The sequence below is a fragment of the Burkholderia stagnalis genome (assembly GCF_039848545.1).
Classification (GTDB): domain Bacteria; phylum Pseudomonadota; class Gammaproteobacteria; order Burkholderiales; family Burkholderiaceae; genus Burkholderia; species Burkholderia stagnalis.
The window spans coordinates 2,154,435-2,179,567 of record NZ_CP156685.1 but is presented as its reverse complement, the minus strand read 5'-3'; the positions used below and the strand labels follow the sequence as shown (position 1 = coordinate 2,179,567).

Genomic DNA, 25,133 nt, shown 5'->3' with positions numbered 1-25,133 from the left:
CGCGCTGCGGCGCGGCAATTCACGTCAACTGATACGTCTCCGTCGGCGCAACCTCCTTCGGCAACTCAGCCCCACAAAGCTCCAGCACCGACCGCTCGATCGTCCGGGCCATCGCATCGAGCGCCAGCGCATTGGGCGCCGTGCTGAACGGCTCGGCCACTTCATTGGCGATCGCTTCGAGCGCGATCAGCGTGTAGGAGATGAACACGCAGATGAGCGGCGTGAAGAACTCCGTCGAATCGACGAGCCCGAACGGCAGCAGCACGCAGTACGCATAGACGGTGCGATGCAGCAGCACGCTGTACGCGAACGGGATCGGCGTCGACGCGATCCGCTCGCAGCCGCCCACGGCATCGCCGAGATGGTTGAGCTGCGCGTCGAACATCCAGGTCGTGACGTCCGGCCCGGCGCCCGTGCGGCCCTGCATCCGCAACAGGTTGCCCCGTATCTCGTCGAGCAGCGCAACCGGCTTGTAGACCTTGCCGCTCAGCGCGTCGGTGCGCTCGCGCCCGAGGATGCGCGTCAGGTCCTCGCCCGGATCGGTGCGGCGCAGCTGATGCTTCAATGCGTAGACGAATGCGATCAGCAAGTCGGTCGTCTGGTTGCGCTCCGCCGCGTCGACGTGCTCGGGCAGGTAGCGGCGCATCTGCGACGTCAGCGCGCGCGACGCGATCAGCACGTTGCCCCACAGGTGGCGCGCCTCCTTGAAGCGCTCGAAGCTCGCGTTGTTGCGAAACGCGAGGAAGATCGCGAGCGCGAGGCCGAACAGCGTGAACGGCGCCGTGTTGAGCGGAATCTTCTCGCCGAAGATGCGGCCGTTCGTGAAGACCGCCAGCGTGCTGACGATCGCCATGAAGACGAGCTGCGGAATGATCGATTGCAATACCGAGCCGTTCCATACGAACAGCATCTGCAACCAGTTTTGTCTCGGTCTGACGATCATGATGATTCTCTGCGGGCCGCGGCACGGCCGCGTGGCCCCTGCGTAACGAAAACGGCCCCGCGAGGCGGGGCCGGAGTGCGGGCGTCGCGAAGCCCGTTGGCATTGCCTGCGCCCGCAGGCGTCAGTGGTGGTAGCCGTCCCCCTCGCGCACCTTGCCGCGGAACACCCGGTACTGCATCGCGTTGTAGACGAGGATGATCGGCAGCACGATCACCGTGCCGACCAACGCGAACAGCTGGCTCGAATGGCTCGACGATGCGTCCCAGATCGTCAGCGACGGCGGCACGATGTTCGGCCAGATGCTGATGATGAGGCCCGTGTAGCCGAGGAAGCAGATCGCGAGCGTGAGCAGGAACGGCGTCGCCTCATGCTTGTGGCGCACGGTGTGGAGGATGCCCCACACGCAGGCGAGCACCAGCACCGGCACCGGCGCGAACCAGATCAGGTCGCCGCTGCCGAACCAGCGGTGCGCGACCGCCGGCAGGCCGACCACGGTCCACAGGCTGACGATCACGATCGCGCCGAGCAGCACGCCGGTCAGCGGCTTCATCAGCAGGCGCATCTTGCGCTGCAGCTCGCCGTCGACCTTCAGGATCAGCCAGCCGCAGCCGAGCGCCGCATAGGTGACGAGCACGCCGAGCCCGCAGAACAGGCTGAACGGCGACAGCCAGTCGAATGCACCGCCGACGAAGCGGCCGTCGGCGATCTTGATGCCCTGCAGCAGCGAGCCGAGCACGATGCCCTGGCAGAACGCCGCGAGCGCGGAGCCGCCGATGAACGCGAGATCCCACAGGTGCTGCGTGCGATTCGCCTTCGCGCGCAACTCGAACGCCGCGCCGCGGAAGATCAGCCCGACCACCATCAGGATCAGCGGCAGGTAGTTCGCCGGCAGCAGCGTCGAATACACGACCGGGAACGCGCCGTACAGCCCCGCTCCGCCGAGCACGAGGAACGTCTCGTTGCCGTCCCACACCGGCGCGACGGTGTCGAGCATCACCTGCCGCTCGACTTTCGCGTCGAAGAACGGAAACAGCAGGCCGATGCCGAGGTCGAAGCCGTCCAGCGCGACGTAGATGAACACCCCGAGCCCGATGATCGCGGCCCAGACGACAGGAAGATCGATATGCATGGCGGGCTCCTTATTCCGCTTCGGTGACGTCCAGCGGCGTGGACAGCGCGCTCTTGCGCAGCCCCGGATGCCGGTGCAGTTCGATGTACCCGGCGTTCGCCGCCGGCCCGCGGTTCATCAGTTTCAACATGTAGTACACACCTGTCCCGAATACGAGGAAATACACCACCACGAAGATCAGCAGCGATACGCCCACCTGCTGCGCATCGAGCGGCGCGACCGAATCGATCGTGCGCAGCACGCCGTACACCGTCCACGGCTGCCGGCCCACCTCGGTCGTAATCCAGCCGGCGAGCAGCGCGACGATCCCCGACGGCCCCATGCACAGCACGAACCACTGGAACCAGCGCGTTTCATAGAGCCGCCCGCCCTTTCTCAGCAGCAGGCCGAGCAGCGCGGTGAGCAGCATCAGCATGCCGAGGCCCGCCATGATCCGGAACGTCCAGAAGATGATCGTCGAGTTCGGGCGGTCCTGCGGCGGGAACTCCTTCAGCCCGCGGATCTCGCCGTCCCAGCTGTGCGTGAGGATCAGGCTGCCGAGGTGCGGCACCTGCACCGCGTAGCGCGTGACTTCCGCCTTCATGTCCGGAATGCCGAACAGGTTCAGCGCGGTGCCGCCCTTCTCGGTTTCCCACAGCCCTTCGATGGCCGCGATCTTCGCCGGCTGGTACTGGCGCGTGTTGAGGCCGTGCGCGTCGCCGATGACGATCTGCACCGGCGCCAGCAACAGCAGGATCCACAGCGCCATCGAGAAGCTGCGCTTGACCGGCTCGTCGCGGCGGCCCTTCAGCAGATGCCATGCGCCGCACGCGGCGACGATGAAGCCCGCGACGATGAACGCCGCGATCGTCATGTGCAGCAGGCGGTACGGGAACGACGGGTTGAACACGATCTTGAACCAGTCGACCGGCACGACGATGCCGTCCTGGATCGCATAGCCCTGCGGCGTCTGCATGAAGCTGTTCGACGACAGGATCCAGAACGTCGAGATCAGCGTGCCGATCGCGACCATCAGCGTCGCGAAGAAATGCGCACGCGGGCTCACGCGGTTCCAGCCGAACAGCATCACGCCGAGGAAGCCGGCCTCGAGGAAGAACGCCGTCAATACTTCATACGTCAGCAGCGGCCCGGTGATGTTGCCGGCGATGCGGGAAAACCCGCTCCAGTTCGTGCCGAACTCGTAGGCCATCACGACGCCGGACACGACGCCCATGCCGAAGCCGACCGCGAAGATCTTCGACCAGAACTGGAACATCGATTTGTACGCGGCGTCCCCCGTTGCCAGCCAGCGCCATTCGAGCACCGCGAGAAAACTCGCCATGCCGATGCTGATTGCGGGGAACACGATATGAAAGGACACCGTGAACGCGAACTGGAGTCGCGCCAGGTGGAAGGCATCGAAGATTTCCATGACCGTAGTGTGCTCGTGGTTGTAAAGACGTCCGCCCGAAGCAGGCAACCCTGCGACGGCCCGGCCGCCGCACCTGCGTGCCGACCCAGCGATCACATGTGTATCGCATCGCACCGACAACGAAGCGAAACGACGATATCGCGTTTCGAATGGCGCCCGCAATCAATCGTGCGCGCCGGCGAACTGTGCTCGTTGCCTCCCTTTCGATGTGTACATGTAAAACACACACACGTCGCATCGCGCCCGCCAGCTGTACTGCTTTTCCGGCCGCGAGGCTGTGCACGCGCGGCACGGCCGAACCCTCGTAAGCTTGGCCTCAGTCCGGATGCCCGGCGCTCGAACGCCTGCGCGACGACCGCCACGGCATCCACCATCATCCGCCGGCCCGGCGTGCGTCCGACAGGACCATTGCCGCGGCCGACGCCGTCGAGAGGATTCCTTCATGCAGCCCTGCGCCCTCCCCGTCGAACCGACCGGCAGCGTGGCGCGCGACGTGACGCGCCATCGCCGCGGCGAGCTCGTGCGCGTCGCCGACCGCGTGGTCGAGGAGCGCCCGGTCGCGCTCGTGTTCAACGACATCTCGCACGCGGTGATGATGGCGACGCCGATCGACCTCGACGTGTTCGGCCTCGGCTTCGCGCTCAGCGAAGGCATCGTCGAGCGCGCGTCGGACGTGTTCGACATCGAAAGCGAATGCACGGCGGCGAGTGCCGTGGTGCGCCTCACCGTGTCGCAGCGCGCGTTCATGGCGCTGAAGGAGCGCCGGCGCGCGCTGGCCGGCCGCACCGGCTGCGGCGTATGCGGGATCGAGAGCATCGCGCAGCTCGACCTGCATCCGCCGCGCATCCGCCATGCGGGCGCGGCGGCCGGCATCGGCACCGATGCGCTCGAGCGCGCCGCGCGCGCACTGCCCGCCCACCAGGTGCTGATGCGCGACACCGGCGGCATCCATGCGGCCGCGTGGTGCAGCCGCGACGGCGAAGTCGTCGACGTGTTCGAGGACGTGGGCCGCCACAACGCGCTCGACAAGCTGATCGGCCGGCTCGCGCAGCGCCGCGCGGACACGCGCGACGGCTTCGTGTTCCTGTCGAGCCGCGCGAGCTACGAGCTGGTCCGCAAGGCCGCGCGCCTCGACATCCCGATGGTCGCGACGATCTCCGCGCCGACCTCGCTCGCGATCGACGTCGCGCACGAGGCCGGCATCCGGCTGCTCGGCTTCTGCCGCGGCGACGGCTTCGTCGAATACGCCGCGCCGGCCGATGCCCCCGTTTCGCTTGAAGCGCCTGAACTGTGACCTGTGACTTGTGACGCCGACATGACCCGACCGATCGATTTCGATACCGCCCAGCAGCACTTCGCACATACGTTCGCGCGGCCGCTCGCCCGCACGTCCGTGCCGCTCGCGGAAGCGGCGGGCCGCGTGCTGGCCGCGCCGCTCGCCGCCGCGTTCGACCAGCCGAGCGCCGACCAGAGCGCGATGGATGGTTACGCAGTGCGTTACGCGGATCTCGCGCATGGCGAGCCGCTGCCCGTCGCGCAGCGCTGTTATGCGGGCGACGCGCCGCAGCCGCTCGCAGCGCGCACCGCCGCACGCATCTTCACCGGCAGCCTGATTCCGCCCGGCGCGGACACCGTGCTCATGCAGGAAAGCGCGCACGAGCAGGACGGCCACGTGAGCTTCGACGACAGCGCGCGGGCCGGCACGCACATCCGCCGCCGCGGCGAGGAATGGCGCGCGGGCCAGGTGCTGATCCCCGCGGGGGTGCGCCTGCAGGCCGCGCACGTCGGGATGATCGCGTCGCAGGGGATGGCGTCCGTCGACGTGTATCCGGTGCCGCGCGTCGGCATCCTGACGACCGGCGACGAACTCGTCGCGTGCGGCGACGCGCGGCTGCCGCAGCAGATCTACAACAGCAACGCGCCGATGCTGGCCGCGCTGGTCGCGGGCACCGGCGCGATCGTCAGCCGCAGCGTGCACGCGCGCGACACGCCGGCCGCAATCGACGCCGCGCTGCGCGACATGCGCGCGCAGTGCGACCTGCTCGTCTGCGTCGGCGGCGCCTCGGTCGGCGACAGGGATCTGGTGCGCCCCGCGCTGAGCGCGCTCGGCGCGTCGTTCGTGCTGTCCGGCGTGCGCATGAAGCCCGGCAAGCCGGTCGCGCTCGCGCAGCTCGACGGCATGCCGGTGGTGCTGCTGCCTGGCAACCCGGGCGCGGCGCTGACCACCTTCGCGCTGTTCGTGACACCGCTGATCCGCTGCCTGCAGGGCCGTGAAGACCGCCTGCCGGCGCCCCCGTGGCTGCCGCTCGACGCCGACGTCGAAGCGGACGGCGCGCGCGAGCGCTTCATCCGGGTGCGCTGCGACATCGCGCCGAACGGCTCGCCCGTGCTCGACGCGCTGCGCCAGCAAGGCGCCGGCACGCTGCAGTCGCTCACGCAGGCCGGCGGCGTCGCGCGGCTGCCCGCCGGCCGCGCGGTCGCGTGCGGCGACGCGGTGCCGTACTACGACTTCGCGCAATGGCTCGCGTGACGCCAGCCCGCCCGTTCATGTCGCAGCGCGGCGCGGCGCACGCCCGCTGTGCTCTGCGCGCCGAACTGTATTCCTGCAATTCGGCCGGGATTGTGTCTCGGCCGCGCGATTGCGGCGGACTATCCTCCGGCATGGAGCCTGTCACGGCTGCGGCGCCGCTGTTGCGGCGCGGCATGCGCAGCGTCGGCGGCCCCGCTTCTCCCACCCTGCGCAGGCCAACGGACAGATCGTGAACGTCATCGACTCCGTCATGCCGACCCACCCCGCGGCGAGCCGCGGCGCGTCGGCCAGCGAATCCCCCGGCACCGTCGACACGCTCGAGCGCCCGCTGCGCGACCTGCGGCTGTCGGTCATCGATCAATGCAATTTCCGCTGCACGTACTGCATGCCGCGTGAAAGCTTCGACGCCGGCTACGCGTTCATGCCGTCGTCCGAGCGCCTGTCGTTCGACCAGTTGACCCGCATCGCGCGCGCGTTCGTCGCGCTCGGCGTCGAGAAGATCCGCCTGACGGGCGGCGAACCGCTGCTGCGGCGCGGCCTCGAAACACTGGTCGAATCGCTCGCGTCGCTGACGACCGTCGACGGCAAGCCGGTCGAGATCGCGCTGACGACCAACGGCTCGCTGCTCGCCGCGAAGGCGCGCGCGCTGCGCGACGCGGGCCTCGGGCGCGTGACGGTGAGCCTCGATGCGATCGACGACGCCGTGTTCCGCCGGATGAGCGACGTCGACCTGCCGGTCGCGCGCATCCTCGACGGCATCGAAGCGGCACAGGCCGTCGGGCTCGCGCCCGTCAAGGTCAATGCGGTGATCGAGCGCGGCGTCAACGACAGCCAGCTGCTGCCGCTCGTGCGCGCGTTCCGCCACTCGGGCGTCGCGGTGCGCTTCATCGAATACATGGACGTCGGCGGCGCGCAGTACTGGGCGACCGACAAGGTCGTGACCGCGGCGCAGATGCGCGCGATCATCGAATCGGAATTTCCGCTGCTGCCGTGCGGCGACGACGCGAATGCGCACGCCGGCACCGCCATCCACTATCGCCACGCCGACGGCGGCGGCGATGTCGGTTTCATCGCAAGCGTCTCGCATCCGTTCTGCGGCACCTGCACGCGCGCGCGCGTGTCCGCCGACGGCCAGCTGTACACCTGCCTGTTCGCGACGCACGGCACCGATCTGCGGCCATGGCTCGACGCCGCGGCGCCGCTCGCGCCGCTGACCGATACGATCCGCGACCGCTGGCTGCGCCGCGACGATCGCTACTCCGAGCTGCGCTCGGCGCACCGTGCGCGGCGGACCGGCAAGACGTATCCGACGGTCCGCATGTCGCTCGTCGGCGGCTGATGCCCGGCAGCGCGATGCGAGACGACCCGCCCCCTGGAGAACAGTCATGACGTCACTCATCGACCCGCACGCCGAGCCGGACGACCCGGCCCATTCCGACGGCCACCCCGGCGACGACGCCGCGGCCCCGCCCGCCCATTCGCCGCCCGCGATCTCCGCGGGCTTCGAGGTGCGCGTGCAGTACGAGCCGATCGACGTCGATGCGGAAATCACGCCGATCGTGCGCAACCCGCGCGTCGGGGCGGTCGTGAATTTCCTCGGCGTGGTGCGCCAGAGCGGCGACTTCGACGACGTCGTCGCGCTCGAGATCGAGCACTACCCGGGCATGACCGAGCGCGCGCTATGGAGCATCGTCGAGGAGGCGTCCGCGCGCTGGACGCTCGAGTCGGTCAGGATCGTGCACCGGATCGGCCGCATCGCGCTCGGCCACCCGGTCGTGCTGGTGGTCGTGGCCGCGCCGCATCGCGGGGCCGCGTTCGACGCATGCGAGTTCCTGATGGATTTCCTGAAGACCCATGCGCCGTTCTGGAAGAAGGAGATCCGGCAAGACGGCGCGGCCGAATGGGTCGAAGCCAAGGCGCTCGACGACCAGGCAATGAAACGGTGGGGCTGAGCGCCCGCCGACTTCCCCCTTCCCGGCAAGACCCGACCATGAGACTGACGATCAAATACTTTGCGAGCATTCGCGAACAACTGCGCATCGACGAGGAAATCGTCGAGATCGATGCGCCCGAACTTACCGTCGACGCGCTGCGCAGCACGCTCGCGTCGCGCGACGAACGCGCCGCGCATGCGCTGCGCGACGATCGCCCGGTGCGCATCGCGGTCAACCACGAGATGGTGAACGGCGGTTTCGTCGTGCGTGAAGACAGCGAGATTGCGTTTTTCCCGCCCGTGACGGGCGGATGACATAACGCGTGCGGCGCGGTTGCTAAGCGCGCCGCACGCCGGCCCGTCAGCGCGCGCAGAGCGCCGCGAGCTTGCCGACGGTGATCACCGCCTGTTCGATCTGGCTCGACCACGGGCTGCTGTAGTTCAGCCGGATGAAGTTCCGATAGCTGTCCGAAATCGAGAACATGTAGCCGGGGCCGATCGTGATCCCCTGCTCGAGCGCGAGCTGATACAGCCGCATCGCATCGACCTTTGCGGGCAGCTCGACCCACAGCACGTAGCCGCCTGCCGGGCTCGAGATGCGCGTGCCCTCCGGAAAGAACCGCGACACCATCGCGCGCATCAGGTTCGCCTGCTGCGCATAGGCCTTGCGGATCCGCCGCAGGTGATGCTCGTAGCCGTCGCGCTCGAGGAATTCCGCGATCGCGAGCTGCGGCAGCAGCGGGGTCGCCAGCGTGTTCAGGAACTTCAGCTTCTCGACCTGATCGCGATAGCGGCCCGGCAGCGCCCAGCCGATCCGGTACGCGGCCGTCAGGCTCTTCGAGAACGACGAACAGTGCAGCACGAGCCCCTTGCGGTCGTACGACTTCAGCGTGCTCGGGTGCGACTCGCCGAAATACAGCTCGTTGTACACGCCGTTCTCGATGATCGGCATGTCGGCCTTCGCCGCGAACTCGACCAGCTCGCGCTTGCGCTCGTCCGGCATCTGGAAGCCGAGCGGATTCTGGAAGTTCGGCATCACCATGCAGGCGGCCACCGGCTGCGACTTCATGATCGCCGCGAGCGCCGCGATGTCGATCCCGTATTCCGGATGCGTCGACACCTCGATCGCCTTCATCCCCATCCGCTCGATCGCGTGCAGCATCGCGTAGAAGGTCGGCGACTCGACCGCGATCACGTCGCCCGGCTTCGCGACGGCCTGCAGGCACAGGTTGATCGCCTCCGTCGCGCCGACCGTCACGATGATCTCGTTCGGATCGACCGACATGCCGTTCTCCAGGTAACGGCGCGCGATCTGCCGCACGAGGCGCGGGCTGCCGGGCGGCAGCCCGTCGGTCACGCCCCACAGCGTCTTGTCGCGGCCGGCCGCGTACGCGTAGCGGTTCAGCTTCTCGAACGGGAACAGGCTCGGGTCCGGATACGGCGAGCCGAGCGGCACCGCGTCGTCCGCGCCGATCGAGCGCAGCGTCGACAGCACGAGCCGGCTCACGTCGACCGACGACGAAATCGCGATCGGCTTCGACGGCCGCAGGTCGCGCACCTGCCCGTTGCCGTCGTCGCGGCGCAGGTTCACGAAGTAGCCGGATTGCGGGCGGCTCTCCAGCAGGCCGCGGCTTTCGAGCAGCAGGTACGCGTGCAGGACTGTCGTGATGCTGAGCCGGTGCTGCTGGCTCGCCTGCCGCACCGACGGAATCCGGTCGCCGTGCCGGTACACGCCCTGGCGGATCAGGCGCTCGATGTCGTCCGCAAGTTTTTCATACAGTTTCATCGCGCGCCTCCCGCCGGTGCGCCGCATGTGCGGGTGCTCCGCGCAGCGGTCGGGTCGTGGTTCGTCGCGATAATTCCCTCCGGTTTTGCCTTTTCCATCGCCGTGGCTCTCATGTAGATGCATCCGCATACCCGGGATCCGGGATTTGCGGCGCTGTGCTTTTGGTAATGGAAGAGTACGAGGAGAACAGTCACCCGCAGGCACACACATTCATCGTGCCCGCAAGAGTACAGTTTCAGCAATCCGTAACAGACCGTGGCAACTGTATTTCTTACGAATTCTGTAAGGAAAGGGAGGACGGATGCTGCGGCCCGACATCGGGCGAGCAAGGTCACTGCGAGGGCAGATGATCGGATTGACTGGATTGGGCAAGCAGGTGGCGGCGCGCGCACGCACCCCTCAGGCGCACGGCCTGAATCGGTGCATCACGCGCCGCGGCTACCGCACTTCATGCCGGCCGGCGCCCATCCGCGCGCCGGCCGGCATCGCTCAGGACGCCATGCCCTGCATCTTGTGCGAGAAATGCGCGCGTTCGGCGGTTTCCATCAGCGACAGGAACTCGTCCTGCGTCATGTGGATCAGCGCCTCGTGATCGCCTGCCTCGAAATAGACTTCCGGCTGCGTCGCCAGATGCTCTTCGAGGAAGGTCTGCATCCCGTAGGCCATGCAGACCGGCGGCAGCGCGCCCGCATCGCAGTCCTTGAACAGTTCGCGCAGCTCGACTTCCTTCGCGAGCACGAGATGACGGCCGGTCTTTGCCCAGAGATCCGACAGGCGCACCGCGTGCGTCGTCGGCAGCACGGCCGCGACGTAGCCGCCGTCGTCTTCGAGCAGCACGGTTTTCGCGAGCCGATCGCCGGGGATATGCGCGGCCGCGGCGGTCTCCATGCTCGTATGGCTATAGGGGTGGTACACGACTTCATACCGCGAGGACTTCTGGCGCAGGCAATCCTGCAGGGTCGCAGACATCGACATGGCACACCTCGTCTGAACATATCGGGCGAACGGCGTTCGCACCGGGTTCGTTCAGCATAGGTCGCATTTGCGCGGATGGAAAATCCCGTTGCACCCTCGTTGCACCGTTCGCCGCGCACGCCTGTCACGCGGGCGCGAGCCCCTTCTCGCGCAGCCATTCGGGGTTGAACAGCCGGGCGCGATAGATGTCGCCGCGGTCGCACAGCAGCGTCACGATCGTATGCCCCGGGCCCATCTGCCGCGCGAGCCACACCGCCGCCGCGACGTTGATGCCGCTCGAGCCGCCCACGTACAGCCCTTCCTCGCGCAGCAGCCGGTACACCATCGCCACGCACTGCGGATCGTCGATGCGCACCGCGTCGTCGATCGCCGTGCCTTCGAGATTCGCGGTGACGCGCGTCGAGCCGATGCCTTCGGTGATCGAGCTGCCCTCGGCCTTGATCTCGCCGGTCTTCACGTGGCTGTAGAGGCCGCTGCCCTGCGGATCGGCGAGCACGATCCGGATCGCCGGGTTCTGCTCCTTCAGGTAGCGGCTCACGCCGGCCAGCGTGCCGCCCGTGCCGGTCGCGCACACGAACGCATCGACCGTGCCCGCGGTGTCGCGCCAGATCTCCGGCCCGGTCGTCTCGTAGTGCGCCTGCCGGTTGACCGGGTTGTCGAACTGGTTGGCCCAGATCGCGTTGTCGAGTTCGCCTGCGAGCCGCCCGGCAATCTTCTGATAATTGTTCGGGTCGCGGTACGGCGCCGCCGGCACCGCGCGCACCTCGGCGCCGAGCGTGCGCAGGATCGCCATCTTGTCCGGCGATTGCGTGTCCGGGATCACGATCACGCAGCGATAGCCGCGCGCCGCGCAGATGTGCGCGAGGCCGATGCCGGTGTTGCCGGCCGTGCCCTCGACGACGGTGCCGCCCGGCTTCAGCGTGCCGCGCCGCTCGGCGTCGCGGATGATGTACAGCGCCGCGCGGTCCTTCACCGAGCCTCCCGGGTTCATGAATTCCGCCTTGGCCAGGATCTCGCAGCCCGTCTGCGCGCTGAGCGCCGCCAGCCGGATCAGCGGCGTACGCCCCACGCAGTCGACGAAACCTTGTCGCACGTCCATGTCCGCCTCCGTCGCGCGCCGCATCGCGCGCGCCACACACAACGAAGGATAGGACGGCGCCGCGGCTTTCGACGCCGGCCGCCGCGTACTAAGCTTGGAGAGCCCATTCGCGACGCCTGCGCCGCATCGCCACAAGAGGTCCGACATGCTGCAACTGCACACCGTGGCCGTCGACAAGCCCGAGACGGTGAACTTCATTCTCGGCCAGACGCATTTCATCAAGTCCGTCGAGGACCTCCACGAGGCGCTCGTCGGCACCGTGCCCGGCATCCGCTTCGGGCTCGCGTTCTGCGAGGCGTCGGGCAAGCGGCTCGTGCGACGCTCCGGCACCGATCCGGAACTGGTCGAGCTCGCGTGCCGCAATGCCGCCAAGATCGGCGCCGGCCACGCGTTCATCGTGTTCCTCGGCGACGGCTTCTATCCGGTCAACGTGCTGAACGCGATCAAGGCGGTGCCCGAGGTGTGCCGGATCTACTGCGCGACCGCGAACCCGACCGAGGTGATCGTCGCCGAAACCGGGCAAGGGCGCGGCATCGTCGGCGTGGTCGACGGTTTTCCGCCGCTCGGCGTCGAGAACGACGACGACGTGCAGTGGCGCAAGGAGCTGCTGAGGACGATCGGCTACAAGGCGTAAATGCGGGCCGCCGCCGTTGCCTGTCGACCCGGCTGTGCAAGCGGCGCGATGTGTCGTCAGGATTCGGCGGCGGCAAAACGCTTGACCGTTAGTTGCGATAGAACAAGGAAACGAGGCTCGCGATCCGCACGCACCACGCCCGCACGCCTGCCCTATACTGCCCGCAACAGGCTGACGGCCGCGCCGGCGTCGCGGTCGCGGCCCCTTCGATTCTTCCGGGAGCGATGCATGCACTACCAGCTGATCTACGAACTCGTCGACGACTACCTGACGCGACGCGAACCGTTCCGCGCCGAGCACCTGGCGCTCGCGCACGCGGCCACCGAACGCGGCGAGCTGATGCTCGCGGGCGCGTTCGCGGATCCGGCCGACCAGGCCGTGCTCGTGTTCGAGGGCGACTCGCCCGAGGTGGCCGAATCGTTCGCGCGCGCCGATCCGTACGTGCAGAACGGCCTCGTCAAGTCGTGGCGGGTGCGGCCGTGGCGCGTGGTGGTCGGCAAGCACGCGCCGCGCTAGCGCCGGCGCGCGCCGCCTCGGGCTACAGCCACCCTGCCCGCTTGAAGCGCCACCACAGCAGCAGGTCGACCACGGCCATCGTGGCGATACAGCCGTAGTAGCCGTATTTCCAGTGCAGCTCGGGAATGTTGTTGAAGTTCATCCCGTAGATGCCGGCGATCATCGTCGGGATCGCGAACAGCGCGGCGAACGACCCGAGCCGCTTGGTCACCTCGTTCTCGGCGAGCGAGATCATCCCGAGATTGACCTGGATCGCGGTCACGACCATCTCGCGCCGCCCCTCGATCGTCTTCACGATCCGCTGCAGATGGTCGTACACGTCGCGGAAGTAGTGCTCCATCCCGCTGCAGACCTGCGGGATGCGCCCGCCGGTCAGCTTCGCGAGCGGCTCGAGCAGCGGCGCCGTGTGCTGGTACAGCAACACGAGCCGGCGCTTCAGCGAATAGAGATCCTCGATGATCGCGCGCGACGACGCCGGCGTGGCCTTCGTGAAGATGCGGTCCTCGAGTGCCTCGAGCTCGGCGCCGAGCCCTTCGAGGATCGGGAAATAGCGGTCGACGACCTGGTCCATCAGCGCATAGAACACGAACGCGGAGCCTTCGCGCAACAGGTGCGGCTCGCGTTCGCAGCGCGCGCGTACCGCGCGGAAATCCTGCTCGGTATGGTTGCGCACCGACAGCACGTAGTTCGGGCCGACGAACACGTTCAGCTCGCCGATCTGGAATTCCTCGACCGCGTCGAGTTCGACCGTGTGCAGGACCGCGAACAGCGCATCGCCGTATTCCTCGATCTTCGGCCGCTGATGCCCCTTGCAGGCATCTTCCAGCGCCAGCTCGTGCAGCCCGAATTCCTCGCCCATCAGCTCGAGCTCCGCGGGCGTCGGGTCCTTCAGCGCGACCCACACGAAGCATTCGGGCTTCGACACATAGTCACTGATGGCGTCGACGTCGATGTCGGCCAGCTTGCGGCCGTCCTGGTATGCAGCGCAGTTGATCAGCATGGTGTTCGTCGTGTTGCAGATAGCACACCAGTTTACCGCTTTGTTGCACGGGCGGCCCCGTCTCGGCGCGGCTTGCGCCCCGCGCGGTAATTGGTCATGATCGGGCTGCGTGCGCCGCAGCATGCGCGGCCAGCCGCGCGGCGGACGCACCCACACGCACGCCCGCGGCCCGGCCGCGCGGCATCACCGTCTAGGAGGCAGACCCATGTGGTATTTCTCGTGGATTCTCGGCATCGGCGTCGCGCTCGGTTTCGGCATCATCAACGCGATGTGGCTCGAGGCGGAGGTGTTCCCGAATAACGCGAAACGCGCGGACGCGGCCCCGGCCGGATCGGGGAGCACGCATTCGTGACGCATCTGGTGTTTTTCTGCGGTCACGCCGGCACCGGCAAGACCACGCTCGCAAAGCGGCTCATCGGGCCGCTGATGCGCGCGACCGGCGAGGCCTTCTGCCTGCTCGACAAGGACACGCTGTACGGCCGCTACAGCTCGGCGGCGATGGGCGCCCTCACGCACGACCCGAACGACCGCGACAGCCCGCTCTACCTGAAGCACCTGCGCGATCCCGAATACCACGGGCTGCTCGACACCGCGCGCGAGAACCTCGCGCTCGGCATCAGCGCGATCGTGGTCGGCCCGCTGTCGCGCGAGGTGCGCGACCGGCGCATCTTCGATCGCGCGTGGCTCGGCATCGGCCCCGAGGTCACGCTGACGGTCATCTGGGTCCATGTGCCCGAAGACGTCGCGCACCAGCGCATCGTCACGCGCGGCAACCCGAACGACGCGTACAAGCTCTCGCACTGGGACGAATACCGGCAGCGCCGCTTCGCGCCGACCGGCGCCGAATGCGAAGGCCTCGTGCTGTTCGACAACACCGCGCCGGGCGAGGCGGAGATCGACGCGCTGCTCGCGCGGATCGTGCCGCCACCGCCCGCCCCGCCCACCCCGATCGTCCCGCCGCTGCCCGCCTGAGCATCGCGCCGCCCGAATGCGACAACGCCGGGCGGCGTCGTGCGCCCCCGGCGTTGCTTCGGGCCTCGTGCGTGGCCGTGACGGCGATCAGGCCACCGCGTGCACGCGCTCCATCGTGCCGCCGTCGTACAGCTTGCCGAAGCGGTTCGCGAGGAACGCCTTCAGCGACACCTTTTCCTGCGGGATGAAGCCGTTCTGCGGCAGCTTCTTCTCGCGGAACAGGTCCAGCACCGCGCACATCGCGCCCGCGGTCGTGATCTGGATCGCGCTCATCGGCATCCCGCACACTTCCTTCGCGAAGATCTTGCGCGTGAACACGTCCTGCACGAGCTGGCCGTCCTTCACGCCCGTCACCGTGACGAACACCAGCACGACGTCCTGCTTGGTCGACGGCACCGCGCGGCGCATGATCGACTTCAGCGTGTCGCGGTCGGTCGACAGGCGCAGGTCTTCCAGCAGGAACTGCACGAGATCGCGGTGGCCCGGGTAGCGCACCGACTTGTAGTCGAGCGTCTCGACCTTGCCCGACAGCGTCTCGCACAGCGTGCCGAGGCCGCCCGACGTGTTGAACGCTTCGTATTCGGTGCCGTCGAGCGAGAAGTGCTCGAGGCCTTCGAGCGGCTGCACCCACTGCTTGCGGCCGTCGCGGATCGCTTCGCACGGCTGGCAGTATTCGTTGATCAGACCGTCGACGCTCCACGTCAGGTTGTACTTCAGCGCGTTGGTCGGATACTCGGGCAGCGCGCCCACGCGCATCTTCACGTCGCGCACTTCGGTGAAGCCGTTCACGAGCTCGTGCGCGGCGATGCCGATGAAGCCCGGCGCGAGGCCGCACTGCGGCATGAACGCGCGGTCGGAGCCGTCGGCCAGTTCGCGGATCGCGTGCGTCGCACGCACGTCTTCGGTCAGGTCGAAGTAATGGACGCCCGCGGCCTTCGCGGCGGCGGCGACGTTCACGGCGAGGTAGTACGGCAGCGCGTTGACGAGCGCATCGAAACCCTTGACCGCTTCGCGGATCGCATTCGCATCGGCCGAATCGACACGTTGCGTCGCAATGCCTTCGCGCGACAGCTTCGCAAGCGCGTCCGCGTCGCGATCGAAGGCGACGACTTCGTAGTCGCCCGTTTCACGCAGCATGTGAGCAATGGTGTGGCCGATCAGACCTGCGCCGACGATGGCGATTTTCATGCGCTTATCTCCTGATGATGGGTTGGTGTTGTGTACGGCGTCGAGCCATGAACACAGTTTAGGGACGCGCAAAATCAGTTCCAAGACCAAGAATGATGCGAAACGACGGGGATTGTCGACGTTATGACGATGTTTTTCGTCATAATGACGAAATCACGTGGAAATGGCCCGTGCGCCGGCCTGGGTTGGGCATTGGCGCATCGGGTTTCGAAGAGCGGTGAGGAAGGAAAGAAGGATGCGCCGGATGCGGCGCGTGACGGCTGAAGCGAAGGATACGGCGGCGGCGTCAGTCAGCCGGCGAACGCACCTCGGACGCGAGTCAGGGGCCGGGAGACGCCCCGCTCATTCCAAGGACATGCGAAATACGCGCGCGGCGCGTTACCCGCCCACCGTCCCGCGATCGATCTTGCGCGCGAGGATGATCGACGTCGTCGTGCGCTCGACGCCTTCGAGCGCGCCGATCTGGTCGAGCAGGTCGTTGAGCCGTTCCGGCGAATCGGCGCGCAGCCACGCAACGTAGTCGTATTCGCCGCTCACCGCGCACAGCAGCTGCACTTCGGGCATCCGGTCGAGCTTCTTCAGCACGTCCTTGCCGTACTTCGGCGCGAGGATGATGCCCACGTATGCATAGATGCTCGCGTCGAGCACGTCCTGGCCGAGCCGCACGCTGTAGCCGGCGATCACGTTGGTGCGCTCGAGACGCGCAATGCGCGCGATCACCGTCGTGCGCGCGACGTCGAGCTGGCGCGCGAGATCCGCGACGCTGGCGCGCGCATTGGCTTGCAGCAGCGCGACGAGCTGCCGGTCGAGATCGTCGAGCTGGTCGAGACGGGGTGGACGCATGAGGCTTGGAATGGCGCGCGGGACGCAGCCGGAATTGAACGTGACGCGATGATAGCGCCGAACGCGCACCGGCCCAATCGGTGCATGCATCGCGGCGGCGGGCGGTGTCGACCGGTGTGCACAAATGTATCCGCATCGATGTCGTTTCGTATCGGATGTAAGCAAGTGTCGCATCGGCGCCCGCGCGACGCGCCGCATGCTACTAATACGTTGCGACGCGAGTCGCGCGTGCGCCGCAGAAGCGCCGCGCCCGCTCGCACGACATCACCCCGGAGAGCCACCATGAAGAAAATTTCGCTCACCCTCGCTGCCCTGACCGTTGCGGCCGGCGCGTTCGCGCAGACGCAACCCCAGGCGCAGCCGCAGGCGCCCGCGCAGCCGGCCGCTGCCGCGGCGTCGGCGCCGAGCGCCGCGCAGCACGCGGCCCGCCACGAAGCGCGCATCGAACAACGCATCACGTACCTGCACAACCAGCTGAAGATCACGCCGGCGCAGGAACCGCAATGGAAGACCTTTGCCGACACGATGCGCGACAACGCCAACACGATGGGCCGCCTGTATCGCCAGCGAATGGAAACCCGCAGCGCAACCGCGGTCGACGACATGAAGCAGTATGCGGAACTCGCACAGTCGAATGCCGACGGCGCGAAAAAGCTGGCCGACGCGTTCGCGCCGCTCTATGCGAGCTTCCCGGCCGACCAGAAGGCGCTCGCCGACACGACGTTCCGCAGCTGGCTGCATCACGGCGGCGAACGCCGCGCCAAGGGCAACGCCGCGCCGGGCGCGGCCGCGAGCGCACCCGCGAAGCCCTGACGCATCACGCGCCGCCGGCCCGCCCTACGCCGGCCGGCGGCGCGCCTCCCGCCGGCGGACGGCGCCGATTTCCCAGCGCGCCGTTTTCGGGATAAGCTCCACGCTTTTCCCGCATTTCTTCGCCATGCTAGAACTCAAGCAACTCGATCTCAGCACCGATCCGCAAGCCCGGCGCGTCGTCAAGGACGAGACCGTCGCGGTCGCCTTCGCGGCCGGGGACGGCGAACTGATGAGCCTCGAAGGCCCGAACCGCTACGTGGCCGGCGACGCGCTGATCACCGGCTCGACCGGCGACCGCTGGGTCGTGTCGCGCGCGCGTTTCGACGCGAAATACCTGCCCGCCGATCCGGCACTCACGCACGGCGAGCCGGGCGCATACCGGAACCGGCCGGCGGTGGTGCTCGCCCGGCGGATGGACGAACCGTTCACGATCGCACGCTCCGCGAACGGCGACACGCTGCGCGGCGTCGCGGGCGACTGGGTGATGCAGTACGCGCCCGGCGACTACGGCGTCGTGCAGGCGCAGCGCTTCGCGCAGGTCTACCGCGACGCCGGCTGACGGCGCGTCGCTCCAGCGGCTGCGCCAACGCAAAGCCGCTTACGCGAATTCCTCGTCCAGCATCAGCACCTCGTCGCGCGGCACCGCTTCGCCCGCCGCGTGACGCTCCTCCAGCGACCCCAGCGTCGCTTCCACATACGCATGCAGCACCGCGTGGCTGCGCGCGCGCTGCATCGGCTTCAGCGCGAGATAGCGCGCGAACGCGGCCGGCGCGATGCGCACGTCGAGCGTCATCCGTTTCGGCGTCGAGCCGAAGCGCATCGCGACCCACTGCACGGACAGGAAACGGCCGCGCTCGTCGCTGCTTTCGACGAAGCGGGTCTGCTCCGGGAACAGGTCGCAGATCACGCGTGCGAGCGCATCGAATTCGGCGCTCGGGCATTCGATCAGATAGTCTTCCATCTCCGTCCTCCCGTCAGGCCGCCGCGCGCGCGGGCAGGCAGGTCTTCACCAGCACGCCGATCAGCGCCGCGCCCAGCACGAAATAGATCGCCTCGACCCACGCGCCCGACAGCATGCGGACCTGGTAGAGCATCCCCGGCACGTCGGCGAGCGCATGCAGCGCGATCGCGAGCGGCAGCACGCCGCGCGAGCCGGCACGCACGCCGCGCCACATCAGCACCGACAGCGCGACCTGCAGCGCGAACGCCGCGCCGCGCTCGATCAGCAGCAGCGCGATGGACTGCACCGACAGCGCCGACAGCAGCACATGCAGGCGCAGCACGGCATCGCCCGGCAGCCCCGCGAGCTGCGCGTCGAGCTGGCCGTGGTTCGCGAGCCACGCGAGGTACGACCACTGGCCCCACACGAGCACGCCGGCAAACCAGGCCTGCGCGCCGCCGTGGCCGATGCCGTTGCCGATCCCGCGGCCGTCGCCGGCCGATGCGCCGTAGCGGCGCTTCAGCAAGCGCATCCCGAGATAGCGCCCGATCTCCTCGAACACACCGGCCGACAGCGCGCCGTACGCGACGAACGCGAGCGGCTGCGTCAACCAGCCGCCGGGCGTCACCTGGCCCAGCACCACGCCGTGAAACGCGCGCTGGAGCACCATCGCGAACAGTGCGAAAACGGCGATGCCGACGATCGAATCGCGGCGGTCGAGGGAAAGCGGCTTGCGCAGGTAGCGGTAAAGGGCGAGCGGCAGCAGCGCGATGATCAGCGTGGCGGCGATCAGCACCGCCAGCGTGATGGGAGCAACGATCATGTAAGTCCTTGTTCGGGGCAGCGCACCTGACGCGCCGCGTGCCCCGAATGATACTCAGCTTGCGGTCGACGCGCGCGCGATCAGCTCGCCCGGCAGCAGCGCGACGCGCACGTCGCCCGCCGCGCCGTCGATCCGCTCGTGGACGAATTCGACGGCCTTGTAGCCGATTTCGTAGGTCGGCTGGCGGATCGCGGTGATGCCGATCAGCTCGGCCCACTCCGGATCGTCGATCGACACGAGCGCGGCGTGCGCCTGCCACGCCGCGCCGAAACGCGCGCGCAGGTGCCGCGCGATCGCGAGCGCGACCGGCGCGTTCGCCGCGAACAGCGCCGCGCGCGTGCCGCGCTGCGCGGCCGCGTCGATGCGCGCATCGAGCTCGGCAAGCGCGGCGGCCACCGCATCGGCCGCATTCAGGTCGAGCACGACGGCAGGCGGCGCCTGCCGCCCGTGCGCCGCCAGCGTCGCGCGGAACGCCGCCTCGCGCTGGCGCCGCGAGCTGACGCGCTCGAACGGCTGCACGACGAAATGGATCGCGTCGAAGCCGCGTTCGATCAGGTGCCGCACGACCGTCTCGACCGCGTTGCCGTTGTCGAGGCCGATCAGGTCGGCGTCGAAGCCCTCGACCGTCCGGTCGACCAGCACCGCCGGAATCCCGCCGCCGCGCAGCGGGCGCAGCACGTCCTCCTCGGCGCCGAGCGCGTTGACGATCAGCCCTTCGACGCGGTACGTGGTGAGCAGCTGCAGGAAGCGGCGCTCCATCTCGACCTCGTTGGCCGCGTGGCAGATGAGCGGCATGTAGCCGAGCGCGTGGCACGCCGCCTCGACGCCCTGCAGCACCTCGACGGTATAGGGATTGGTCAGGTCGGCCGCGAGCATGCCGAGCAGCCGGTTGCGGCCGCGCTTGAGGCCGCGCGCCATCTGGTTCGGCCGGTAGTTCAGCCGCGCGATGGCCGCTTCGATCCGCTGGCGCAGATCCGCGGACAACACGTTCGTCTCGCCGTTGAGATAGCGCGATACGCTGGTCTTGCCGGTACCGGCCTCGCGGGCGACGTCGCTGATCGTCGCGGGACGCGGGCTGGTGGGTTGCGAATCGGTCACTGTCGTGCCTCGCGACGTGCAATCCGCGCCGCGATGCGCACGGGCGGACGTTTGTTGTTGGATACGAAAGCCAACTGGCGGACTCTCCTGTCGATCGGGGCAGGCGCTTCGGCGCCGGCCCCCGCACGGACTCGGGCCGCGCGACGCGGGTGGCTACGGCCCCGCTTTCGACGCGACGAGCGGGCGATCATAACGCAGCCGATGGCCCCGCACCAAGATCATCGACTCTAACCCATGGGCGGGCGCCGTGCGGTTTCCGCGCAGACGCCGGGCCGCACCTCGGCCGCCGGTGCAATCAGCCCGCGCTCAGCCCGCGCGCGGGCGCAAGCGCGTCCGGATTGACCAGGTTCGCGCGCAGCGTGCCGGCCAGCGCGCCGACCAGGTTCTCCGCCGCGCAGCGGGCCATCGCGTGGCGCGTTTCGTGCGTCGCCGAGCCGATGTGCGGCAGCGCGACCACGTTGCTCATCCGCAGCAGCGGCGAATCGGCCGCGAGCGGTTCCTGCTCGAACACGTCGAGGCCCGCGCCGCGGATCGTGCCCGCGCGCAGCGCGTCGATCAGCGCCGCCTCGTCCACCACCGGGCCGCGCGACGCATTGATCAGGATCGCGCCGCGCTTCATTTTGGCGAGTTCGGCCGCGCCGATCAGGTGGCGCGTTTCCGGCGCCAGCGGCACCTGCAGGCAGACGAAATCGGCTTCGGCGAGCAGCTGGTCGAGCGCGACGCGCTGCGCGCCGAACTGCGCCTCGGCGTCCGGCTGCGCGGAGCGGTTCGTGTACAGCACCCGCATCCGGAACCCGAGCGCCGCGCGCCGCGCGACCGCCGCGCCGATCCGCCCGAGCCCGACGATGCCGATCGTCTTGCCCTGCACGTCGGTGCCGTACAGGTCCGGGCCGATGCTGCGCTGCCAGCGGCCGGCCTTCACCCACTCCGCCAGTTCGACGACGCGCCGCGCCGACGCGAGGATCAGCGAAAACACCGTGTCGGCCGTCGATTCGGTCAGCACGTCCGGCGTGTGCGCGAGCACGATGCCGCGCCGGGTCAGGTCCGCCACGTCGAAGTTGTCGTAGCCGACCGAGATCGTCGACCAGGCCTTCAGCCGCGGCGCGCCGTCGAGCATCGCCGGCGTGATCTTCAGGCTCGCGCCGATCGCGCCGTCGGCCTGGGCGAGCGCGTCGGCCAGCGCCGCGGCGCCGTCGGCCTGCACCACCTCCGCATGCTCGCGCAGGTAGGCGAGCACGTCATCGGGCAGCGGCTTGTAGGCGACGATACGGGGCTTCATCGATTCATTTTCCTTGCAGCGGCGCGGCGAGCGGGTGCGCATCGCGCGCCTGGGGTTTGACGGACAGCGTGAGGATCACCGCGGCGACCAGCGCGGCGCTCATGAACGCGTACGACGCGACGGGCGAGCCGGTCGCGCCGTTCAGGTAGCCGACGAAATACGAGCCGACGAACGAGCCGAGCGCGCCCATGCTGTTGATCAGCGCCATCGCGCCGCCGGCGACGTTCTTCGGCAGCAGTTCCGGGACGATCGCGAAGAACGGCCCGTACGGCGCGTACATCGCGGCGCCTGCGACCACCAGCAGCGCATACGAGATCCAGAAGTGGCTCGAGCCGAGCGCATACGACGCCGCGAACGCGGCCGCGCCGATCAGCAGGAACGGCCACACGAAGCCGCGGCGCGAGCCGACCTTGTCGGACGCCCACGACGCGGCGAGCATCGCGATCGTCGCGGCCAGGTACGGCAGCGCGGACAGCCAGCCGGTCGCGACCATGCCGAGCGCCGAGCCGTTCTTCACGATCGACGGCAGCCACAGCACGAAGCCGTACACGCCGATGCTCCAGCAGAAGTACTGCGCGCACAGCTTGATCACGGCCGGCGAGCGGAACGCCTCGCCGTAGTTGCGCATCGGCTTGATCGCTGCCTGCTCGGCCGCGAGCGCCGCGTCGAGGTCGCGCTTTTCCTGCGCGGTGAGCCAGGTGGCCTGCGCGGGCTTGTCCTGCACCAGGAACCACCAGCACACGGCCCACAGGATCGCCGGCACGCCCTCGGCGACGAACATGTGGCGCCAGCCGAATTCATGCACCAGGTAGCCCGACACGACCGACATCCACAGCACCGTGACCGGGTTGCCGAGGATCAGGAACGTGTTCGCGCGCGAGCGCTCGTTCTTCGTGAACCAGTTGCTGATGTAGATCAACATCGCCGGCATCACGGCCGCCTCGACGACGCCGAGCACGAAGCGGATCGCCATCAGCGACGGGATGTTGCTGACCACGCCCGTGAGCGCCGCGCATGCGCCCCACAGGATGAGGCTGACGAACACCAGCTTCTTGACGCTGCGCCGTTCCGCGTAGATCGCGCCGGGGATCTGGAAGAAGAAATAGCCGAGGAAGAACAGCGCGCCGATCAGCGACGACAGGCCCTTGCTGATGCCGAGATCCTGGTTGATGCCCGCCGCCGCCGCGAACCCGTAGTTCGCGCGGTCGAGATAGGCGAGGCTGTAGGTGATGAAGACGATCGGCATGATCGTCCACCAGCGACGTGCGGCGAGATTGGCAGTCATGGGTGTGTCTCCTGTGTCGACCGGAGTTAGCGCTTTAGCGCTTACTCCGGTCCCACGCAAAACAGTGCGTAATGATCGAAATGAGTTCGCGATTGTGCCGTGGACGGCATCTCATTGCGCCGCGAAGGTTTCCTCTAGACGATCGGGCCGATTGCTGACGGTTTCGATACGATCGAGCTCCGCACGCGTCGGCAGGCCTTCCGAGTCGCCGATCACCTGGATCGCCAGCGCGCCGATCCGGTTGCCGCGCGCGACCGCCTGCTCCATCGGCCTGCCTTCGAGCAGCGCGCTCACGACGCCGACCGCGAAGCCGTCGCCGGCGCCGACCGTGTCGACGACGCGCGCGACACGCTCGCCGTCGACCGTGCCTTCACGGCCGTCGGCGCACCGGTAATACGCGCCCTGCGCGCCGAGCTTGATCACGACGCCGCGCGCGCCCTGGTCCAGATAAAAGCGCGCGATGTCGGCCGGCGCGTCGCGCCCGGTCAGCTGCCGGCCTTCGGCCAGGCCCGGCAGCACCCAGTCGGCGAGCGCGGCGAGCGCGTTCAGCGTGCTCGCCATCGCGTCGGCGGACGGCCACAGCGTCGGGCGCAGGTTCGGATCGAACGAAATCGTCTTGCCGGCCGCGCGCATTTCGCGGGCCAGATGGAACGCGAGCTCGCACGACGACGCGGAAATCGCCGGCGCAACGCCCGTCAGGTGCAGGTGGCGCGCGCCGAGCACGTAGTCGGCCACGTAATCGGCGCACGACAGGTGGCTTGCCGCCGAGCCCTTGCGGAAATACTCGACGGTCGGATCGCTGCCGTCGTCGTTGCGCGACTTCAGCTGGAAGCCGGTCGGATAACGTTCGTCTACCGTCACGCACGACGCGTCGATGCCTTCGCGCGCCAGTGTGTCGAGCACGTAGCCGCCGAACGAATCGCGGCCGACGCGGCTCAGGTAGCCGACCCGAAAGCCGAGCCGGGACAGGCCGATCGCGACGTTCAGGTCGGCGCCCGCGATCCGCTTCGTGAATTGCGACGCATGCGCGAGGTGGCCGGGCTCGGCGGCGACGAACATCGCCATCGCTTCGCCGTAGGTGACGACATCGAGGGGTTGCTGCATGGGTGGTTTCCTCCGGATCCTTCTTGCGTACGGCCGTTCGTGCGTTATGCGGCCTCGAGCCACGCCACGCGCCGACGCGCATCGCCGGCCAGATCGGCGGCATCGAACGGAAACTCGATGCCGCGCGGCACGTCCCGCGGCAGCGCCGCCAGCACCGCGGCGACGAGCGGGTCGTGCGGCGCCGGCGCGGCCGCGAAACGGCGCGCGCCCTCGCCTTCGACGGCCTTGCAATGAATGTATTCGACATGCGGCGCAAGTGCCTGCGCGCACGCGAGCGGCGCTTCGCCCGGCCATTGCCAGTTGCCGATGTCGAACGTCATGCCGAGCGCGCGCGGCGCGCCGGCCGCGGCAAGCGCCGCGAACAGGTCGCGGAACTGCGCGAACGCGCCGCCCACCGCCAGTTGGCCGTTCTCGACCACCACGCGGGCGCGGGCGTCGCGGGACAGCGCGACGATGTCGGCCGCATGCGCGTCGCCGGCAAAGCCGCCGAGCTGGAATTTCACGAAGCGCGCGCCGAGCGCGTCGGCTTCGGCGAGCGCGTCGCGCAGCGCGTCGGCGTCGAGTGCGCCCGTTTCGGTGTAAAGCGTCGCGGGCGTCGAGTAAACCGACCAGATGCCGTGCGCCGCCAGGTGCGCGCCCAGCGCGGCCAGCGCGTCGCGTGCCGCGTCCGCGTCGGACGCGAACAGCTCGCGCCGCACCTCGAAGCCGGCCGCGCCCGCCTGCGCGGCGGTCGCGACGAATGCCCGGTGGCCCTCCTGTCGCACCCGGTCCATCCCGAATGCGCTCGCCACGATCACGATGTCTGCCATGTTTGCCCTTCTATTGCCGGATT

27 protein-coding genes are annotated in these 25,133 nt (G+C 68.5%); 11 read left to right on the top strand and 16 right to left on the bottom strand.

What is annotated here, in order from left to right:
- Positions 1–19: 19 nt before the first annotated feature.
- From ABFO07_RS10235 to ABFO07_RS10225, 3 genes are all read right to left on the bottom strand, one after another.
- Positions 20–943: a bestrophin family protein gene (locus tag ABFO07_RS10235; RefSeq protein ID WP_059909152.1), complete on the bottom strand. Its 924-nt coding sequence runs from the start codon at positions 941–943 to the stop codon at positions 20–22.
- Positions 944–1,064: 121 nt separating this feature from the next.
- Positions 1,065–2,072 carry a cytochrome d ubiquinol oxidase subunit II gene (cydB, locus tag ABFO07_RS10230; RefSeq protein ID WP_059561811.1) on the bottom strand — a complete coding sequence of 336 codons (1,008 nt, stop codon included), beginning with the start codon at positions 2,070–2,072 and terminating at the stop codon, positions 1,065–1,067.
- A gap of 10 nt (positions 2,073–2,082) precedes the next feature.
- Positions 2,083–3,483 carry a cytochrome ubiquinol oxidase subunit I gene (locus tag ABFO07_RS10225; RefSeq protein ID WP_059561814.1) on the bottom strand — a complete coding sequence of 467 codons (1,401 nt, stop codon included), beginning with the start codon at positions 3,481–3,483 and terminating at the stop codon, positions 2,083–2,085.
- A gap of 442 nt (positions 3,484–3,925) precedes the next feature.
- On the opposite strand from ABFO07_RS10225, the gene fdhD reads away from it, so the two are divergent.
- The 5 genes from fdhD to moaD all read left to right on the top strand — a co-directional run bounded on the left by fdhD (position 3,926) and on the right by moaD (position 8,261).
- Positions 3,926–4,777: a formate dehydrogenase accessory sulfurtransferase FdhD gene (fdhD, locus tag ABFO07_RS10220; protein ID WP_059801481.1), complete on the top strand. Its 852-nt coding sequence runs from the start codon at positions 3,926–3,928 to the stop codon at positions 4,775–4,777.
- Positions 4,778–4,798: 21 nt separating this feature from the next.
- The gene (locus tag ABFO07_RS10215; protein ID WP_347467081.1) at positions 4,799–6,013 is read left to right on the top strand and encodes a molybdopterin molybdotransferase MoeA; all 1,215 of its coding nucleotides are present in this window, start codon (positions 4,799–4,801) and stop codon (positions 6,011–6,013) included.
- A 250-nt stretch (positions 6,014–6,263) separates the two neighbouring features.
- A complete protein-coding gene (gene moaA / locus ABFO07_RS10210) occupies positions 6,264–7,352 on the top strand; it encodes a GTP 3',8-cyclase MoaA (protein WP_230942383.1) in 1,089 nt (362 codons plus the stop codon).
- A 46-nt stretch (positions 7,353–7,398) separates the two neighbouring features.
- Positions 7,399–7,965 carry a molybdenum cofactor biosynthesis protein MoaE gene (locus tag ABFO07_RS10205; RefSeq protein WP_059561830.1) on the top strand — a complete coding sequence of 189 codons (567 nt, stop codon included), beginning with the start codon at positions 7,399–7,401 and terminating at the stop codon, positions 7,963–7,965.
- 38 nt (positions 7,966–8,003) lie between these two features.
- The gene (gene moaD, locus ABFO07_RS10200; protein WP_059881836.1) at positions 8,004–8,261 is read left to right on the top strand and encodes a molybdopterin converting factor subunit 1; all 258 of its coding nucleotides are present in this window, start codon (positions 8,004–8,006) and stop codon (positions 8,259–8,261) included.
- 46 nt (positions 8,262–8,307) lie between these two features.
- On the opposite strand, the gene ABFO07_RS10195 is transcribed toward moaD, so the two are convergent.
- From ABFO07_RS10195 to ABFO07_RS10185, 3 genes are all read right to left on the bottom strand, one after another.
- Positions 8,308–9,732 carry a PLP-dependent aminotransferase family protein gene (locus ABFO07_RS10195; protein ID WP_059562041.1) on the bottom strand — a complete coding sequence of 475 codons (1,425 nt, stop codon included), beginning with the start codon at positions 9,730–9,732 and terminating at the stop codon, positions 8,308–8,310.
- A gap of 489 nt (positions 9,733–10,221) precedes the next feature.
- The gene (locus tag ABFO07_RS10190; RefSeq protein WP_026044677.1) at positions 10,222–10,707 is read right to left on the bottom strand and encodes an aminoacyl-tRNA deacylase; all 486 of its coding nucleotides are present in this window, start codon (positions 10,705–10,707) and stop codon (positions 10,222–10,224) included.
- Positions 10,708–10,831: 124 nt separating this feature from the next.
- A complete protein-coding gene (locus ABFO07_RS10185; RefSeq protein WP_059801528.1) occupies positions 10,832–11,806 on the bottom strand; it encodes a cysteine synthase A in 975 nt (324 codons plus the stop codon).
- 145 nt (positions 11,807–11,951) lie between these two features.
- Here ABFO07_RS10185 and ABFO07_RS10180 point away from each other — a divergent pair, with 145 nt between their 5' ends.
- Both ABFO07_RS10180 and ABFO07_RS10175 read left to right on the top strand, forming a co-directional pair.
- A complete protein-coding gene (locus ABFO07_RS10180) occupies positions 11,952–12,440 on the top strand; it encodes an adenosine-specific kinase (RefSeq protein WP_124489997.1) in 489 nt (162 codons plus the stop codon).
- Between the two features lie 228 nt (positions 12,441–12,668).
- Positions 12,669–12,956 carry a YciI-like protein gene (locus tag ABFO07_RS10175; protein ID WP_017332116.1) on the top strand — a complete coding sequence of 96 codons (288 nt, stop codon included), beginning with the start codon at positions 12,669–12,671 and terminating at the stop codon, positions 12,954–12,956.
- Between the two features lie 22 nt (positions 12,957–12,978).
- Here ABFO07_RS10175 and corA read toward each other — a convergent pair whose 3' ends face one another.
- The gene (gene corA / locus ABFO07_RS10170) at positions 12,979–13,956 is read right to left on the bottom strand and encodes a magnesium/cobalt transporter CorA (RefSeq protein WP_059801476.1); all 978 of its coding nucleotides are present in this window, start codon (positions 13,954–13,956) and stop codon (positions 12,979–12,981) included.
- 205 nt (positions 13,957–14,161) lie between these two features.
- On the opposite strand from corA, the gene cydX reads away from it, so the two are divergent.
- Together cydX and ABFO07_RS10160 are read left to right on the top strand one after the other, a co-directional pair.
- Positions 14,162–14,308, top strand: a complete 147-nt coding sequence (gene cydX, locus ABFO07_RS10165; protein ID WP_063888782.1) for a cytochrome bd-I oxidase subunit CydX — start codon at positions 14,162–14,164, stop codon at positions 14,306–14,308.
- The gene (locus ABFO07_RS10160; protein ID WP_059561842.1) at positions 14,305–14,928 is read left to right on the top strand and encodes an AAA family ATPase; all 624 of its coding nucleotides are present in this window, start codon (positions 14,305–14,307) and stop codon (positions 14,926–14,928) included. Before cydX ends, ABFO07_RS10160 begins: the two co-directional genes overlap by 4 nt.
- A gap of 87 nt (positions 14,929–15,015) precedes the next feature.
- Here the strand turns inward: ABFO07_RS10160 and ABFO07_RS10155 are convergent, their stop codons facing one another.
- Together ABFO07_RS10155 and ABFO07_RS10150 are read right to left on the bottom strand one after the other, a co-directional pair.
- The gene (locus ABFO07_RS10155) at positions 15,016–16,116 is read right to left on the bottom strand and encodes a saccharopine dehydrogenase family protein (RefSeq protein ID WP_017332120.1); all 1,101 of its coding nucleotides are present in this window, start codon (positions 16,114–16,116) and stop codon (positions 15,016–15,018) included.
- Between the two features lie 378 nt (positions 16,117–16,494).
- Positions 16,495–16,959, bottom strand: coding sequence for an Lrp/AsnC family transcriptional regulator (locus ABFO07_RS10150; RefSeq protein ID WP_059561847.1), 465 nt, complete (start codon positions 16,957–16,959; stop codon positions 16,495–16,497).
- Positions 16,960–17,241: 282 nt separating this feature from the next.
- On the opposite strand from ABFO07_RS10150, the gene ABFO07_RS10145 reads away from it, so the two are divergent.
- Positions 17,242–17,772, top strand: a complete 531-nt coding sequence (locus ABFO07_RS10145; protein ID WP_059561851.1) for a Spy/CpxP family protein refolding chaperone — start codon at positions 17,242–17,244, stop codon at positions 17,770–17,772.
- A 124-nt stretch (positions 17,773–17,896) separates the two neighbouring features.
- Positions 17,897–18,331 carry a PGDYG domain-containing protein gene (locus ABFO07_RS10140; protein WP_059561855.1) on the top strand — a complete coding sequence of 145 codons (435 nt, stop codon included), beginning with the start codon at positions 17,897–17,899 and terminating at the stop codon, positions 18,329–18,331.
- A 39-nt stretch (positions 18,332–18,370) separates the two neighbouring features.
- On the opposite strand, the gene ABFO07_RS10135 is transcribed toward ABFO07_RS10140, so the two are convergent.
- The 7 genes from ABFO07_RS10135 to ABFO07_RS10105 form a co-directional block, all read right to left on the bottom strand.
- Complete coding sequence (locus ABFO07_RS10135) at positions 18,371–18,733, bottom strand: DUF3022 domain-containing protein (protein WP_059561860.1); 363 nt, start codon at positions 18,731–18,733, stop codon at positions 18,371–18,373.
- 13 nt (positions 18,734–18,746) lie between these two features.
- Positions 18,747–19,535 (bottom strand): YhfC family glutamic-type intramembrane protease, encoded by a 789-nt coding sequence (locus ABFO07_RS10130; protein ID WP_059561863.1) that lies wholly within the window; start codon positions 19,533–19,535, stop codon positions 18,747–18,749.
- Between the two features lie 54 nt (positions 19,536–19,589).
- Positions 19,590–20,633 carry a LacI family DNA-binding transcriptional regulator gene (locus ABFO07_RS10125; protein WP_059561865.1) on the bottom strand — a complete coding sequence of 348 codons (1,044 nt, stop codon included), beginning with the start codon at positions 20,631–20,633 and terminating at the stop codon, positions 19,590–19,592.
- Between the two features lie 295 nt (positions 20,634–20,928).
- Positions 20,929–21,912 carry an NAD(P)-dependent oxidoreductase gene (locus ABFO07_RS10120; RefSeq protein ID WP_347467073.1) on the bottom strand — a complete coding sequence of 328 codons (984 nt, stop codon included), beginning with the start codon at positions 21,910–21,912 and terminating at the stop codon, positions 20,929–20,931.
- Between the two features lie 4 nt (positions 21,913–21,916).
- Complete coding sequence (locus ABFO07_RS10115) at positions 21,917–23,197, bottom strand: MFS transporter (protein ID WP_059801471.1); 1,281 nt, start codon at positions 23,195–23,197, stop codon at positions 21,917–21,919.
- Positions 23,198–23,308: 111 nt separating this feature from the next.
- The gene (locus ABFO07_RS10110; RefSeq protein ID WP_060028080.1) at positions 23,309–24,301 is read right to left on the bottom strand and encodes a sugar kinase; all 993 of its coding nucleotides are present in this window, start codon (positions 24,299–24,301) and stop codon (positions 23,309–23,311) included.
- A gap of 44 nt (positions 24,302–24,345) precedes the next feature.
- The gene (locus tag ABFO07_RS10105; RefSeq protein ID WP_059561877.1) at positions 24,346–25,110 is read right to left on the bottom strand and encodes a TIM barrel protein; all 765 of its coding nucleotides are present in this window, start codon (positions 25,108–25,110) and stop codon (positions 24,346–24,348) included.
- Positions 25,111–25,133 lie beyond the last annotated feature (23 nt).

Excerpts from the sequence above, each read along its gene's own strand:
- moaD (WP_059881836.1), top strand. The coding sequence starts at position 8,004 with ATGAGACTGACGATCAAATACTTTGCGAGCATTCGCGAACAACTGCGC.
- ABFO07_RS10190 (WP_026044677.1), bottom strand. The coding sequence starts at position 10,707 with ATGTCGATGTCTGCGACCCTGCAGGATTGCCTGCGCCAGAAGTCCTCG.
- ABFO07_RS10115 (WP_059801471.1), bottom strand. The coding sequence starts at position 23,197 with ATGACTGCCAATCTCGCCGCACGTCGCTGGTGGACGATCATGCCGATC.
- ABFO07_RS10215 (WP_347467081.1), top strand. The coding sequence starts at position 4,799 with ATGACCCGACCGATCGATTTCGATACCGCCCAGCAGCACTTCGCACAT.
- ABFO07_RS10150 (WP_059561847.1), bottom strand. The coding sequence starts at position 16,959 with ATGCGTCCACCCCGTCTCGACCAGCTCGACGATCTCGACCGGCAGCTC.
- ABFO07_RS10225 (WP_059561814.1), bottom strand. The coding sequence starts at position 3,483 with ATGGAAATCTTCGATGCCTTCCACCTGGCGCGACTCCAGTTCGCGTTC.
- moaA (WP_230942383.1), top strand. The coding sequence starts at position 6,264 with ATGCCGACCCACCCCGCGGCGAGCCGCGGCGCGTCGGCCAGCGAATCC.
- ABFO07_RS10195 (WP_059562041.1), bottom strand. The coding sequence starts at position 9,732 with ATGAAACTGTATGAAAAACTTGCGGACGACATCGAGCGCCTGATCCGC.
- ABFO07_RS10110 (WP_060028080.1), bottom strand. The coding sequence starts at position 24,301 with ATGCAGCAACCCCTCGATGTCGTCACCTACGGCGAAGCGATGGCGATG.
- ABFO07_RS10180 (WP_124489997.1), top strand. The coding sequence starts at position 11,952 with ATGCTGCAACTGCACACCGTGGCCGTCGACAAGCCCGAGACGGTGAAC.
- corA (WP_059801476.1), bottom strand. The coding sequence starts at position 13,956 with ATGCTGATCAACTGCGCTGCATACCAGGACGGCCGCAAGCTGGCCGAC.
- cydB (WP_059561811.1), bottom strand. The coding sequence starts at position 2,072 with ATGCATATCGATCTTCCTGTCGTCTGGGCCGCGATCATCGGGCTCGGG.
- ABFO07_RS10145 (WP_059561851.1), top strand. The coding sequence starts at position 17,242 with ATGAAGAAAATTTCGCTCACCCTCGCTGCCCTGACCGTTGCGGCCGGC.
- ABFO07_RS10120 (WP_347467073.1), bottom strand. The coding sequence starts at position 21,912 with ATGAAGCCCCGTATCGTCGCCTACAAGCCGCTGCCCGATGACGTGCTC.
- ABFO07_RS10140 (WP_059561855.1), top strand. The coding sequence starts at position 17,897 with ATGCTAGAACTCAAGCAACTCGATCTCAGCACCGATCCGCAAGCCCGG.
- ABFO07_RS10155 (WP_017332120.1), bottom strand. The coding sequence starts at position 16,116 with ATGAAAATCGCCATCGTCGGCGCAGGTCTGATCGGCCACACCATTGCT.
- ABFO07_RS10205 (WP_059561830.1), top strand. The coding sequence starts at position 7,399 with ATGACGTCACTCATCGACCCGCACGCCGAGCCGGACGACCCGGCCCAT.
- cydX (WP_063888782.1), top strand. The coding sequence starts at position 14,162 with ATGTGGTATTTCTCGTGGATTCTCGGCATCGGCGTCGCGCTCGGTTTC.
- ABFO07_RS10235 (WP_059909152.1), bottom strand. The coding sequence starts at position 943 with ATGATCGTCAGACCGAGACAAAACTGGTTGCAGATGCTGTTCGTATGG.
- fdhD (WP_059801481.1), top strand. The coding sequence starts at position 3,926 with ATGCAGCCCTGCGCCCTCCCCGTCGAACCGACCGGCAGCGTGGCGCGC.
- ABFO07_RS10130 (WP_059561863.1), bottom strand. The coding sequence starts at position 19,535 with ATGATCGTTGCTCCCATCACGCTGGCGGTGCTGATCGCCGCCACGCTG.
- ABFO07_RS10135 (WP_059561860.1), bottom strand. The coding sequence starts at position 18,733 with ATGGAAGACTATCTGATCGAATGCCCGAGCGCCGAATTCGATGCGCTC.
- ABFO07_RS10175 (WP_017332116.1), top strand. The coding sequence starts at position 12,669 with ATGCACTACCAGCTGATCTACGAACTCGTCGACGACTACCTGACGCGA.
- ABFO07_RS10105 (WP_059561877.1), bottom strand. The coding sequence starts at position 25,110 with ATGGCAGACATCGTGATCGTGGCGAGCGCATTCGGGATGGACCGGGTG.
- ABFO07_RS10185 (WP_059801528.1), bottom strand. The coding sequence starts at position 11,806 with ATGGACGTGCGACAAGGTTTCGTCGACTGCGTGGGGCGTACGCCGCTG.